This window comes from Actinoplanes sp. NPDC004185 (assembly GCF_053603475.1).
The window spans coordinates 286,546-299,868 of sequence record NZ_JBSGFR010000002.1; the positions used below are offsets into that span (position 1 = coordinate 286,546).

At 71.3% G+C, this 13,323-nt stretch carries 11 protein-coding genes; 5 read left to right on the forward strand and 6 right to left on the reverse strand.

Annotated elements, in window-relative coordinates:
• Positions 1 to 215 precede the first annotated feature (215 nt).
• Positions 216 to 1,781 (reverse strand): serine/threonine-protein kinase, encoded by a 1,566-nt coding sequence (locus tag ACWEOZ_RS03500; RefSeq protein ID WP_451909156.1) that lies wholly within the window; start codon positions 1,779 to 1,781, stop codon positions 216 to 218.
• Positions 1,782 to 1,852: 71 nt separating this feature from the next.
• Here ACWEOZ_RS03500 and ACWEOZ_RS03505 point away from each other — a divergent pair, with 71 nt between their 5' ends.
• The 5 genes from ACWEOZ_RS03505 to ACWEOZ_RS03525 all read left to right on the forward strand — a co-directional run bounded on the left by ACWEOZ_RS03505 (position 1,853) and on the right by ACWEOZ_RS03525 (position 6,606).
• Positions 1,853 to 3,082 carry a glycosyltransferase family 4 protein gene (locus tag ACWEOZ_RS03505; RefSeq protein WP_451909157.1) on the forward strand — a complete coding sequence of 410 codons (1,230 nt, stop codon included), beginning with the start codon at positions 1,853 to 1,855 and terminating at the stop codon, positions 3,080 to 3,082.
• Positions 3,083 to 3,526: 444 nt separating this feature from the next.
• Positions 3,527 to 4,771 carry a neprosin family prolyl endopeptidase gene (locus ACWEOZ_RS03510; RefSeq protein ID WP_451909158.1) on the forward strand — a complete coding sequence of 415 codons (1,245 nt, stop codon included), beginning with the start codon at positions 3,527 to 3,529 and terminating at the stop codon, positions 4,769 to 4,771.
• 125 nt (positions 4,772 to 4,896) lie between these two features.
• A complete protein-coding gene (locus tag ACWEOZ_RS03515; RefSeq protein ID WP_451909159.1) occupies positions 4,897 to 5,418 on the forward strand; it encodes a sigma-70 family RNA polymerase sigma factor in 522 nt (173 codons plus the stop codon).
• On the forward strand, positions 5,415 to 6,149 hold the full coding sequence (locus ACWEOZ_RS03520) for a zf-HC2 domain-containing protein (protein WP_451909160.1): 735 nt from the start codon (positions 5,415 to 5,417) through the stop codon (positions 6,147 to 6,149). The genes ACWEOZ_RS03515 and ACWEOZ_RS03520 overlap by 4 nt, the downstream gene beginning before the upstream one ends.
• Before the next feature lie 31 nt (positions 6,150 to 6,180).
• Positions 6,181 to 6,606, forward strand: a complete 426-nt coding sequence (locus ACWEOZ_RS03525; protein ID WP_451909161.1) for a pyridoxamine 5'-phosphate oxidase family protein — start codon at positions 6,181 to 6,183, stop codon at positions 6,604 to 6,606.
• Between the two features lie 4 nt (positions 6,607 to 6,610).
• On the opposite strand, the gene ACWEOZ_RS03530 is transcribed toward ACWEOZ_RS03525, so the two are convergent.
• From ACWEOZ_RS03530 to ACWEOZ_RS03550, 5 genes are read right to left on the reverse strand one after another with little or no spacing between them, the layout of a single operon-like run.
• Complete coding sequence (locus ACWEOZ_RS03530) at positions 6,611 to 7,009, reverse strand: DCC1-like thiol-disulfide oxidoreductase family protein (protein ID WP_433724164.1); 399 nt, start codon at positions 7,007 to 7,009, stop codon at positions 6,611 to 6,613.
• A 12-nt stretch (positions 7,010 to 7,021) separates the two neighbouring features.
• Positions 7,022 to 8,041 carry an ABC transporter permease gene (locus tag ACWEOZ_RS03535; protein WP_451909162.1) on the reverse strand — a complete coding sequence of 340 codons (1,020 nt, stop codon included), beginning with the start codon at positions 8,039 to 8,041 and terminating at the stop codon, positions 7,022 to 7,024.
• Positions 8,038 to 9,006, reverse strand: coding sequence for an ABC transporter permease (locus tag ACWEOZ_RS03540; RefSeq protein WP_451909163.1), 969 nt, complete (start codon positions 9,004 to 9,006; stop codon positions 8,038 to 8,040). The genes ACWEOZ_RS03535 and ACWEOZ_RS03540 overlap by 4 nt, the downstream gene beginning before the upstream one ends.
• Positions 8,996 to 10,531, reverse strand: coding sequence for a sugar ABC transporter ATP-binding protein (locus ACWEOZ_RS03545; RefSeq protein WP_451909164.1), 1,536 nt, complete (start codon positions 10,529 to 10,531; stop codon positions 8,996 to 8,998). Before ACWEOZ_RS03545 ends, ACWEOZ_RS03540 begins: the two co-directional genes overlap by 11 nt.
• A 19-nt stretch (positions 10,532 to 10,550) precedes the next feature.
• Complete coding sequence (locus tag ACWEOZ_RS03550; protein ID WP_451909165.1) at positions 10,551 to 13,304, reverse strand: AbfB domain-containing protein; 2,754 nt, start codon at positions 13,302 to 13,304, stop codon at positions 10,551 to 10,553.
• Between the last annotated feature and the right edge of the window lie 19 nt (positions 13,305 to 13,323).

Below are 13,323 nucleotides of genomic sequence, written 5' to 3' on the forward strand. Positions count from 1 at the left end.
ACGCGCGGGAAGAACCTGAAAACTGGCCCTCAGGCCGGGAAGGTGGTGCTCAGGGGGCGCGAAAAGCGCAGATCAGCGGGGACAGCGCGCGCTGGCGCACCGCGCCAGGTCGATCACCCGGCGGGCCGTGAGGGGAATGCCCTGCCGCTGCATGGGCCCATCGTGGTCGGCCACCCGGGCACAAATCAAACCTGTACCACCATGCGGGAACGGCGTCAGGAGAGGCTGGCCAGGACCAGCCGCAGGTACGGCTCGCTGCCCGCCCAATCGCCCTCGGGCGTCGTCCACTCCACCAGGTACGCGCGCCCGTCACTCATCGACAGCAGCACCCGCCGCTCGTGCCGGCGTACCGGTTCGCCGTCGGGCTGCCAGGTGAACTCCCATGCCGCACCGCCCTGCTGCGGCATGGCGTTCAGGGTCACGCGCTGATAGCCGGGCAGATTTCCGGCGGCGAGCGCGTCCTGCTCCTGGCCCTGCCAGTAGGACAGGGGTGGGCCGGCCAGCCGGGCCGAGGCGTCCACCCGGAACGAGCGGCTGCCACCGGGATCGCGGAAACAGGCGGCGGTGCCGTCCTGGGAACGGGTCCAGCCCCGCGGCACCGCCACGTCGAAACCGGTCGGGTCGGTGTGCCAGAGCCAACCGGCCGGGACCGCGTACCCCCGGGCCTGGGTGTTGCCGGTGACAGCCGGCCCGCCCGGGGCGCAGATCGCGAGCGGTCCGGCCGCTGTGCCGGTGCTCGCGCCGGCGAGCGGGGTGGTGCCGGGCCGGTGGTCGAGGGCCAGGGCTGTGCCGGTGGTCCCGACCAGCAGCACGGCGGCCGCGACGAGAGCGACCTTGGTGCTGCGGGCGATGCGGTCGCGGACCGGCCGGCCGGCGCTCATCCGGTCGAGGATCATCGCCATGCCCAGCGCGGACGTCCCGGCCGGGGCCGGCGTGCGCTGCCGCGGGACCCGCATCGGGAAGACGCCGACCGCGCGGTCCGCCACCCGTTGGAGCCGGGCCTGGGCTTCGGCCGCCGGCAACCGCTGAGCCGGGTCTTTGTGCAGCAACTGGTCGATGATCGGGGTCAGCGGGCCGGGGAAGCGGGCGGGATCGGGCGGCTCGGTCATCAGCGCGGTCAGCGAGGCGGTCGTGGTCGAGCGCTGGAACGGGGCCTGACCCTCCACGGCGGCGTAGAGCGTGGCGCCCAGCGACCACAGGTCGGCCGCCTCGCCGGCATCGTCGCCCCGCAGCCGCTCGGGCGCGACGTAGTGCGGCGATCCCAGCAACGGCTCGGCGCCCTGCTCGACGCCCCTGATCTTGGCCAGGCCGAAGTCGGTGAGCACCACCCGGCCGTCGAGGGCGAGCAGCACGTTGTGCGGCTTGACGTCGCGGTGCAGCACGCCGGCGGCGTGTGCGGCCCGCAGCGCGGCCAGCACGCCCAGGCCGATCCGGGCGGCCTCGCGGTGCGGCAGCGGGCCCTCGCGCAGCACGGCGTCCAGCGACCGGGACTCGACGTACTCCATGACGATCCACGAGCGGTCCGGGCGCCACACCACGTCGTAGACGCCGACCACGCCGGGATGCTCCAGCCGGGCCGCCGCCCGCGCCTCGCGCATGGTGGTGAGCTGGGCGTCGAGCATCTGCGCGGTGCTCACGCCGGCCGGCGTGGCGATCTCCTTGACGGCGACCCGCCGGCGCAGGAGCTCGTCGTCGGCGAGCCACACGCGGCCCATGCCACCGGCGCCGATGATCTCCAGCAGCCGGTAGCGGCCGGCGATCAGCTCCCGCGCAACGTCCATGGCGGTGATTCGGTGCCGGGCGGTCCGCGGACGGGTCCGAAACATTTTGCGATTGTTGCTACGTTGCTGACGTGAAAATCCGGTACCTGCTGCACAACGCCTATGGCGGCGGCGGCACGATCCGCAGCGTCTTCAATCAGGCCAACGCCCTGTGCGAGACGCACGAGGTCGAGATCGCCAGCGTGTACCGCACCGGGGAGAAGACCGTCTTCGCCCTCGACCCCCGGATCCGGCTGGTGCCGCTGACCGAGTTGCGCGAGTCCGGCGACCGCCGCAGCGACCGGCCGGGGCAGAAGAGCCGGCTGCTCAACAAGGCGCGGCGCTTCCGCAATCCGCTGCCGCACCGGCACGACTCCCGGTACCGCCGCTGGGACCCACAGGTCGACCTGACGATCATCCGGTACTTCCGGTCCTCCCGGGACGGTGTGCTGATCACGACGCGTCCCGCGCACAATCTGCTGTCGGCCTGGTTCGGGTCGCGCCGGCTCATCCGGATCGCCCAGGACCACATGAACCTGGAGACCTACAAGCCGCGGCTGCGCGCGGCGATCCTGCAGGCCTATCCCCGGCTCGACGCCGTGGCTGTGCTCACCGAGCACGACCGCGACACCTATCGGGCGGCGCTGGGCGACAGCGCGGTGCGGGTGGTGCGGATCCCCAACGGCATCCCGCCGTGGCCGCTGCCGCCGGCCGCGTTGGAGAGCAAGGTGCTGGTCGCCGCCGGCCGGCTGGTCCGGCAGAAGGGTTTCGACCTGCTGATCCCGGCGTACGCCCCGGTCGCGGCCCGGCACCCGGACTGGCAGCTGCGGATCTTCGGTTACGGCGCCAAGCGGGACCAGCTCGCGGCACAGATCGAGGAGCTGGGCCTGACCGGCCGGGTACGGCTCGAAGGGCCCAGCCGGCGCCTCGACGAGGAGCTCGCGGCCGCGTCGGGGTACGTCCTCAGCTCCCGTTTCGAGGGGCTGCCGATGGTGCTGCTCGAGGCGGCCACCGCGGGCGTGCCGGCCGTCGCCTTCGACTGCCCGACCGGTCCGCGCGAGATCATCGACCACGGCCGCAACGGGTTGCTGGTGCCGCCGGAGGACGTGGACGGGCTGGCCGAGGGCATGATGAGGCTGATCGAGGATCCGGCCGGGCGCCGGGCCATGGGCGCCGCCGCTCGCGCGGACAGCAGCCGGTATTCGATGAGCACCGTCCGTGAGGTCTGGGAACGGCTCTTCGCCGAGCTCGCGGCGAGCCGGGGCGCGGCGGTGCCCGGTCCGGCCGCTCAGCACATTGGGCATGATCGCCAGCACCAGTAGCAAACCTGGGCAGATGGTATTCATGCCCTATATCCGAGACCAGCGGCAATGGTCATTTTCCGGGGCGGAAAAGCGATCTTGAGAATCGGTATTCACGTTTACCGAACGCGACTCCGGACAGAGGGTGTATTTCGCCGCTCGGCTCCGGTGCTGCGGGAACGCGGCTCGGCAGCGCGATACCCGAAAGAGCCTCACGGGTCTTTGCTTCTTTCAGAACGGTTGCCGGAAACCTGCCCCTGAGCAACTGCGTGAACACACACTGTGGATGAAGTGCGCCGATGTTTCACCGGATCGGCGGTCGGACTCAGCCGTTCAGGCGGAAAGGCCGTTCGACGGGGGCGAGGGGTATTCAGAACGTTATATGGTCAGCTCCGCCGCTGAGAGCCGGTGCCGGAGGTTCTTCGCCCACCGCCTCCGAGCCCCCCGAAGAACGAGGACGGACACGTGTCGAACTCACGCCGCGGTTTGCTCGCCGCCGGCCTAGCCGTAGCCGTTGTCGGCACGATGGGTACGGTCTGGACCCTGAACGCCAGTGCCGAGGAGACGGCCGAGGCTCCCGCGGCCGCCGCCGCGCCGGAGACCGCCGAGACCGCGCCGGAAGCCGCCGAGACTGCGCCGGCGGCCATCGAGACAGCGCCGGAGACTCCCGCGGCCGGCGACGCCATCCTCACGCCGCCGAAGCTGCTGCCCTGGGGCGCCAAGCCGCAGCGGCTCAAGCGGGCCAAGCCCGGTGCCAGCAGCAAAGCCGTCGCGGCCGCCGGTGCGGACGCGGCGCCCGCGGACAAGAGCGGTGCGGTGACGCCGACCCGGGAGTACGCCCCCAAGGGCGGCCAGGGCGCCAACGGTGCATTCCTCAAGTCGGCGCGCACCACCGTCGTGCCGCCCACCCCGCCGAACACCGGGACGGTCAAGGCCGCGGCTGCCGCGGACCGCGTGGTCAACTTCCACTACGCCGTCGGCGCGCAGGATGGCGAGACCGACGGCACCTGGGCGAACCTGACCGTCGAGAAGCCCAAGCTGGTCGAGGGCGACTACCACACGCTGGCCGAGCTGGCGGTGCGCTCGGCCGACAGTCAGCAGACCGTCGAGGTCGGCTGGACCGTGGACCGCTCGGTCAACGGCGACGACGACCCGCACCTCTTCGTCTTCTACTGGAAGGACGGAGTTGCCAAGTGCTACAACGCCTGCGGCTGGACCCAGATCCACAAGACCGTCAAGCCCGGTGACACTCTGCCGGTCGGCACCTCGAAGCGTTTCGGCATCATGCACGACGGCAACGCCTGGTGGATCGCCTACAACTCGGAGTACATCGGCTACTTCCACGACAAGAACTGGGAAGGCCGGTTCACCCGGGCCGGCTTGGCCCAGTGGTTCGGTGAAGTGGCGTCGCCCAGCCTCACCCCCTGCACCCAGATGGGCAACGGCAAGCCGGCCAGCGACGGCGACGCGGCGCGGATCGGCAGCATCAGCATGACCAAGGGCCCGACGGTCGGTTTCCAGCTGGACATGCGGCCCAAGTTCAAGGTGGACCCGCCGCTGCCGCCCGTGCAGATCGAGAAGCCCGACGAGCCGTACTGGACCCCGTGGACGGGGGCCCTGCGAACCCCGACGACCTTCCGCTATGGCGGCCCGGACTATCCGTTGAAGGACCCGAAGGACCCGGAGTCCGAGCCGATTGTGAAGTGCTGACCCCGTAGCGCCGAGGCGCCCGGTCCTCCCCAGGTGGGAGGGCCGGGCGCTTTTGTCGGTGCTGATCGAACCGGGCACCCCGGCCCGGGGTACAACGGGGTGGCGGGCCGACGAGGGAGCAGCGGATGAGGCGACGGGTGAGTCCCGACGAGGAGCTGATGACCGCGCTCTACACCGAGCACTACGCGGTGCTGCTCAGCTTCATCTCGCGGTACGTGCGCGACCGGCACAAGGCGGAGGACCTGGTCCAGGAGACGTTGCTGCGGGCCTGGCGGCACATCGACCACCTCGACCCGGACCCCGGCCGGACCCGCTCCTACCTGCTCACCATCGCCCGCAACGTGGTCACCAACGCCTGGCGGGCCGAGCAGCGCCGCCCGCACCTGGTCGCCGATGACGCCGCGGTCGCGTCGGTGCCGTCGGCCGACAACGTCGACCAGCTCGTCGAGGGCTGGCTGGTCGCCGACGCGCTGGAACGGCTCTCCGCGGACCACCGGGCGGTGGTCCAGGCCATGTACTACGAGGGGCAGACCGTGGCGGACGCCGCCCGGCAGCTGTCGGTGCCCGAGGGCACGGTCAAGTCACGCGCCTACTACGCGGTGCGGGCGCTGCGGCAGGCGTTCGAGGAGATGGGGGTGCTGCGATGAACCCCGGCCACGACCACGAGCACGATGAGCTGCGGCGGTTGCTCGGCGGTTACCTGCTGGGCGGGCTCGACGACGCCGACACCGACCGGCTCGACGCGCATCTGCTGAGCTGCGACGAGTGCCGTGCCGAGCTGGATCGGCTGGCGCCCGTACCGGAACTGCTCCGGTCCCTGGAGAACGCGCTGCCCGTCACGGTGCCGGCGGGCAGCCGGCCGAGCCCCGCACGGATCGAGACCCTGCTGGCCCGGATGCGGGCCGAACGGTCCCTCGAACGCCGGCGGGGCACCGGCCGGCGGCTGGCCGCCGTGGCCGCGGCCGTGCTGGTCGTTGCGGCCGGCGTCGGCGTGATCGCCACCCGGGACCAGGACCCGCCGGCCGGGCCGCCGATCGCCGCGCCGAGCCAGGGCCAGAGTCAGAGCCCGGGCCAGCCCGCGGTCACCGCGGTCTTCGAGCCGGAGGACGGCAGCGGCCTCGCCGGGCAGGCGGTGCTCACCGGCAAGACCTGGGGGGTGTCGATCGACCTGAACGTCTCCAAGCTGCGCGGCCAGGGCCCGTTCGTGTGCCGGGTGAGCCGGGCCGACGGCACGGTCGAGCAGGCCGCGATCTGGGGCCCGACCCCCAGCGGCAACGCGAAGGTCACCGGGGCCAGCTCCATCCAGCTGCGCAACGTGAGTGCGGTCGCGGTGGCCGACCACGATGGACACGTGCTGGGCACGGCCCAGCTGAACTGAGCTGCCCGCCGGATGAGGTTGAATCGGGGTCATGAGCACTTCATCGAGCCTGACCGCCGAAGACCTCGAGTTCCTCGCCCGCCCGCTGCACGGCTTCCTGTCCGTGGCCGCGGGAAACGTGCCGCCGGAGCCCCGGCCGGTGTGGTTCGAGGCCACCACGGACGGGACGGTCCAGTTCTTCACCGAGCCGGAGTCGCTGAAGGTGCGGCGCCTGCGCCGCGACCCCCGTGCCTCGATCGTCGTCGCCGCCCCGGTCGGGGAGCGCGAGCGCTGGGTGTCCGTGGCCGGCCGCACCACGGTGGAGACCGACGGGGCCCACGAGCTGGCCTCCCGCCTGGCTGCCCGCTACTGGGACCTGGACGACCCGACCCGGGCCGCTGACCTCGCCGCACTGCTGGCCGGTGACCTGCTGCGTGTCGTGATCCATCCGGAGACGGTGCGCCGTTACGCCTACTGAGCTGCTAACCAGCGGTGCCGTAGAGCTTGTCGCGCTGGGCCTGGGGCAGTGAGCAGGCCGCGGTGCCGCCGGGCAGCAGGTGGCGGTGGCCCGCGATCCAGCGGTACGCCGGCCACGCCAGCAGACCGACCGGCTTGAGCTGCAGTGCGCGCCCCGGGACCTCCCACAGGCGGCCCGCGTCCCGCAGCAGCAGGGCGATCGCGTCCGGGCCCGAGGCGATCGTGCCGTCGGGGCCGACCCACTGCACCGCCTCCTCGACCTGCTCGAGCGTCAGGCCCAGCCGGTCGAGGTCGGCGAACTGCCACGGCACCACCGTGGCGTGCGACGGGATGCGGCGTTCGATGAACTGCGCGCAGCTGGTGCAGAACGAGCAGTCGCCGTCGTACACGAAGGTGGGCTTCATGATCCCATTGTCTCAGGTCACCCGGCGCAGCCTGGCCAGGTAGGTCTGCGCGACCACCACCACGGCGAGGAACGCCCCGCTGATGAGCTGCTGGTAGCTGCTCGGCACGTTGCCGACCTGGTTGATCATGTTCTGGATCACGCCGAGCAGCAGCACGCCCGCGATGGTGCCGGTGATGGTGCCCGCGCCGCCGGTCAGCAGGGTGCCGCCGATCACCACGGCGGCGATCGCGTCCAGCTCCAGGCCGATGCCCAGCACCGTGACGCCCGAGCCCAGCTTGGCCGCGTTGATCGCCCCGGCCAGGCCGGCGAGCAGGCCGGACATGACGTAGACCCAGACCTTGGTGCGGCGTACCGCGATGCCCATCAGCGCGGCCGCGTCCTCGCTGCCGCCGACGGCGTGGACCGCGTGACCGAAACGGGTGCGGGCCAGCAGGATGATGCCGAGCGCGAAGACCACCACGACCAGCCAGACCGGGTAGCCGATGCCCAGGAACGAGCCGGTGCCGAAGCTGCGGAAGGCGTCGCTCTGCACCAGGTACGTCGTGGAGCCCTCGTCGCTGATCGCCCGCATCAGCCCGCGCGCGCCGAGCAGGGCCGCGAGCGTGACGATGAACGGCGCCATCCTGGTGTAGGCGATCAGGATGCCGTTCAGCACGCCGACCAGCCCGCAGACGGCCAGCGGGGCCAGGAACGCCGGCAGCAGGCCCCACTGCGACGAGTACGCCGAGACCACCCCGCCCAGCACGTACAGCGAGCCGACCGACAGGTCGATGCCCCCGGTGATGATCACGAAGGTCATGCCGAGCGCGATCAGCGCGAGCGGGGCGGCCGCCACCAGCACGGTGGCGGCGTTGTCGAAGCTGCGGAAGTTGGGGAACGAGGCCGCGGCGACCAGCACGACCACGACGAGCACCGCCAGCGCGCCCTGGCGCTGGACCAGGCTGACGATGCGGTCGGTGCGTTCGGCCCGGCGGACGTCGGTGGCGACGGCCGCTGCGGGGGCCTGGGGGTCCGACACGATGGGAGTCACCGGGCCTTCCTCTCTCGGGCGGCGTACACGGCGATGAGGATGATGGCCGCCTGCACCATCTCGGTGCTGGACGACGGCAGGTTCTGCTTGATCATCGTGGCTACCACCAGTTGCATGAGCAGGGCACCGGCCACCGTGCCCAGGACCCGGACCCGGCCGCCGGTCAGCGGGGTGCCGCCGACGACCACGGCGGTGATCGCGGACAGCTCGATGAGCAGGCCGACCGCGGAGGCGTCGCTGGACTGGATGCGGGCGACCGCGAGCAGACCGGCGATCGAGGCGAGCACCGAGCAGATCACGTACACGGTGATCAGGACCCGCTTGACCGGCACGCCGGCCAGCTCGGTGGCCGGCCGGTTGCCGCCGATGGCCAGCAGCCGCCGGCCGAAGACCGTGCGCCGCACGATGAACGCGACGACCAGCACCAGCAGCGCGGCGATCCAGACCAGCATCGGCAGGCCGAGGAAGTCGCCTGAGCCGAGGAAGATCAGGTCGTCGTTGCGGATGTCCTTGAGCTGGCCGCCGGAGATGACCAGGGCGAGTCCGCGGCCGCCGACGAACAGGGCGAGGGTGGCCACGATCGGTTGCAGCCCGACCCGGGCGACCAGGGTGCCGTTGACCAGCCCCACCAGGACCCCGGCGATCAGCGAGATCAGGATCGCCGCGACCACGCCGTAACCGAGGTAGAGCGGGATGAGCGCGGCGGCCAGCGCCATCACCGAGCCGACCGACAGGTCGATGCCCTCGGTGCCGATGACCAGCGCCATGCCGAGCGCCACGATCACCACGGGGGCCACCTGGATCAGCTGGATGCGCAGGTTGCCCCAGGCCAGGAAGTTCGGGGTGAACGCCACGTTGTAGAGCACCAGCAGCACGATCGCCGCGTAGACGCCGTACGCCGGCAGCCAGGCCCGGATCCGGGCGAGGTCGATGCCGGGCCGGGTGGTCACTGACTCACTCGTCACCGGAAGCCTCCACTACCGCCGCGGCGGCGATCGTCTCCAGCAGCGCCTCGGTGGTGACGTCGGCGTCGCGCAGCTCACCGACGACCGCGCCGTCGCGCAGCACCACCACCCGGTCGGCCCCCTCGATCAGCTCCTCCGCGTCGGAGGAGACCAGCACCACGCCGAGCCCCTCACCGGCCAGCTCGTCGATGAGCGACTGCACCTCGGCCTTGGCGCCGACGTCGATGCCCCGGGTCGGCTCGTCCAGCAGCAGCACCCGCGGCCGGGTGGCGAGCAGCCGGGCGAGCAGCACCTTCTGCTGGTTGCCGCCGGACAGGTCGCCGACCCGCTGATCCGGGCCGGACGCCTTGATCTGCAGGCGGTCCATGTAGGTGCGGACCACCTCGTCGATCTTGCGGTCCGAGACCAGGCCGAACGCGCTCAGCCGGGGCAGCACCGCGAGAGCGATGTTCTCCCGGACGGACAGCCCGGCCACGATGCCCTCGGCCTTGCGGTCCTCCGGCTGCGTCGCGATGCCGGCCCGCACCGCCCGTACGGTGGTCGGCCGTTTCAGCTCCTTGCCGCCGACCGTGACGCGGCCGCTGTCCACCGGGTACGCCCCGCCGATCGCCTTGATCGTCTCGCTGCGCCCGGCGCCCAGCAGGCCGCCCAGCCCGACCACCTCGCCGGGCCGGACCGCGAAGCTGATGTCGTGCAGTTTGTGCCGGCTGGTCAGGCCGGCGACCTCCAGCACCGGGGCCGCGTCCGCCGCGGTGGCGTGCTCGCCGGCGAACCCGGTGAACCCCTCGCGGCGGACGGCGGACATGTCCCGGCCCAGCATGAGCGAGACCAGCCGGAGGCGTTCCAGCTCGGCGAGCTTGCCGGTGTGCACCACCCGGCCGTCGCGCAGGATCGTGACGGTGTCGCAGATCCGGTAGAGCTCGTCGAGCCGGTGGCTGACGTAGACGATCCCGATGCCCTGGGCGTGCAGCTCCCGGATCACCCCGAACAGGGTCTCCACCTCGCGGGGTTCCAGCGACGAGGTGGGTTCGTCCATGATGACGACCTTGGCGTCGATCATCACGGCCCGGGCCAGGGCGACCATCTGCTGCGCGCCCAGGGCGAGGGTGCCGAGCTGGCGGCGTACGTCGGTGGTGACGCCGTACCGGCGCAGGATCTCGCCGGCCTCGCGGTACATCCGTCCCTCGTCCAGCAGCCCGAGCCGGGTGCGCGGCTCGCGGCCGAGGAAGAGGTTGTGCGCCACGCTCATCAGGGGGATGAGGTTGACCTCTTGATAGATCGTGGAGATCCCGGCCCGCTGGGCGTCCATCGGTGTACCGAACCGGACGGGCTCGTCGCGGTAGCGCAGCTCGCCCCCGTCCGGTTGGTAGACGCCGGTCAGCACCTTGATCAAGGTGGACTTACCGGCGCCGTTCTCCCCGACCAGGGCGTGCACCTCGCCCGGCCGGAGAGTGAAGGAGACCCCGTCCAGGGCGCGTACGCCCGGGAACTCCTTGGCGACATCGACGACTTCCAGCAGTGCCATGGATCCACTCACTTTCGCGCTACCCCAGCGGGGCGGCGTTGTTCCAGGTGGCGTCGGCGGCGTAGCTGCCCGGGTTGTCCCAGGTGTTGCCGCCGCCGTTGGTGGCGATGTAGACGGCCTCCCCGTAGTGCCGCCAGTGGTAGCCGACGTAGTTGTACGACTCCAGCGACACGTTCCCGCTGCCGCCGCCCAGGCCCGGCTGGGCACAGAAGGTGGCGTCCTGCGCGAACGTGGTCGTGTTGTCGTTCGTCGCCGTCTGCACCCGGTAGTTGGCGTGCCGCAGGTAGCGGCCCGGGAAGTTGACCGATTCGAACGTGTAGCAGGTGCTGTCGGCCAGCCCGGCGCGCACGGTGAAGGTGGCGTCCTGCCGGTCGACGAGCGGACTGCTCGCGCTGATCACGTCGGTACGCGCCAGCGAGTCCCGGTGCCGCAGGTAGCGGTTGTCGTAGCCGGCGGTGGTGACCCGGAACGACCGGTTCTGCCCGACGGCCAGGTCCGCGCCGCTGCGCCACAGCGGGTTGCTCACGGTCCAGGTCGCGTCGTTGGTGAAGGAGCCGCCGGTGTTCTGGTCCATCCACACCTCGGAGTTGCGGTGCCGCATGTAGTAGCCGGCCAGGTTGGCCGACTCCAGCGACGTGCCGCCGCCGGACAGGCCCGGCCGGGCGCAGAACGTGGCGTCGGCGTTGAACGTGCCGCCGTTGTTCGCCTCCCGGTAGACCCGGTAGCCGCGGTGCCGCAGGTACTGGCCCGGGAAGTTGCGGGACTCGAACGAGTAGCAGGCGCTGTTGGAGAGCCCGGCACGGACCCAGAACGTCGCGTCCTGCTTGTCCCCGGTGGAGCTACCGGCGTTGATGACCGAGGTGACGGCGGCGCCGCCGGCGTGCCGCAGGTAGCGGTCGGTGAAGCCCGGGGTGGTCACCCGCAGGGACGCGAGCCGGCCGGTCGGCAGGGTGGTGCCGGTGGCCGCGCCGAGCACCCGCTGATGAACGGCCCGGACCGCGGCGAAGTTCATCTTCTGGATCTGCCGGTCGTAGGTGAAGAAGCCGTTGAGCTCCTCCTCCACGTCGGTCGGTTCGGTGTAGACGGACCCGGACAGGCCGTTGGTGGAGATCAGGTCGGCCAGCTTGCCGGTGATCTGCACGTACCGGTTGGTCAGGGCGTTGGTGTCGGGCAGCCACTCGTACGCGAACTTGCCCGCGGTCGGCCACTCGTGGTCGGGCACGCGCAGGCCGAGGCCGCCGTACTCGCCGTTGACCGCGATCCGGGTGGCTGTCGGGGGCCGGGTGATGCCCGGGCCGACGTACATGTGGTCGTCGATGACGTCGCCGTTGCCCGGGTCCGGGTCGGAGTCGCAGCAGTTGGAGCCGGAGTTGTGGTTCACCAGCCGGGTCGGGTCCCAGCTCTTGACCTGGTCGGCGATGCGGCCGGCGTCGTACTCGCCCCAGCCCTCGTTGAACGGCACCCACTGGACGATCGACGTGATGCCCTTGTGCTCGTCGATCATCTCCTTGAGTTCCTTCTCGTACCGGGTGCGCCCGGCCGCCGAGGGCTCCCGGCCGCTGGCCAGCGCCGGCATGTCCTGCCAGACCATCAGGCCGAGCCGGTCCGCGTGGTAGAACCAGCGGTCGTTCTCCACCTTGATGTGCTTGCGGACCATGTTGAAACCGAGCGACTTCTGCTGTTCCAGGTCGAAGCGCAGCGCGGCGTCGGTGGGCGCGGTGTAGAGCCCGTCCGGCCAGAAGCCCTGGTCCAGGGTGCCGAGCTGGAAGACGAACTTGCCGTTGAGGGTCGGGCGCAGGGTGCCGCCGAGCATGGCCTTGCCCAGTGAGCGCATGCCGAAGTAGCCGCCCACCACGTCACCGGACGCAAGGGTGACCCGCAGGTCGTACAGGAACGGGTCGTCCGGGGTCCACAAGTGAGCGTTCGGCACCGGGATCCGCAGGGAGGCGCCGACCGTACCGGTGGCCGTGCCGACCACCGTGCCGCCGGTGAGCACCTGCGCGGTGACCGCCTGGCCGCTCGCGTTGGCCGCCTGCACCACCAGGTCCAGCGCGCCGGCGGAGACGTTCGGGGTGGTGTCCAGCCGGGTGATCCGGGCCGGGTTGGTCGGCTCGAGCCAGACGGTCTGCCAGATGCCCGACGACGGCGTGTACCAGATGCCGCCGCGGTTGGTGCGCTGCTTGCCGACCGGGATGTCCTGGCCGTCGGTCGGGTCGTAGACGCCGACGATGACCTCGTTGGCGCCGGCCCGCAGCGCGCCCGTGACGTCGTAGGAGAACTTGTCGTAGCCGCCCTCGTGCGTGCCGAGCAGCGTGCCGTTCACCCAGACCTTGGACTGCCAGTCCACGGCGCCGAAGTTGAGGTTCACGTTCCGGCCGGACCAGCCGGCCGGAACGGTGAACGTTCTGCGGTAGTACATGTAGTTCTCATGGCGCATGATCCCGGAGAGAGCGCTCTCGATGGGGTACGGAACAAGCACCTCTTCGCCCAGCGTCGTGTTCACCGGGGGCGTGTTGAGGTTGGACGCCCCGGCGAACTGCCAGATGCCGTTCAGGCTCTGCCAGTCGGGCCGGGTCAGCTGCGGGCGGGGGTATTCCGGCAGCGGGTTGGTGGTCGAGACCTGGTTGGTCCACGGGGTGGTCAGCGGGGGTGTCTTGGGGACGAAGGCCGCGGCCGGGGCGGTGGTGGCGATCAGGGCACCGGCGGAGGCGGTCAGGGTGGCGGTGGTCATGGCGATGAGACGTCGCCAGATCCGGGGGTGGGGGACGGTCATGTGAGCACTCCTGGGGGAG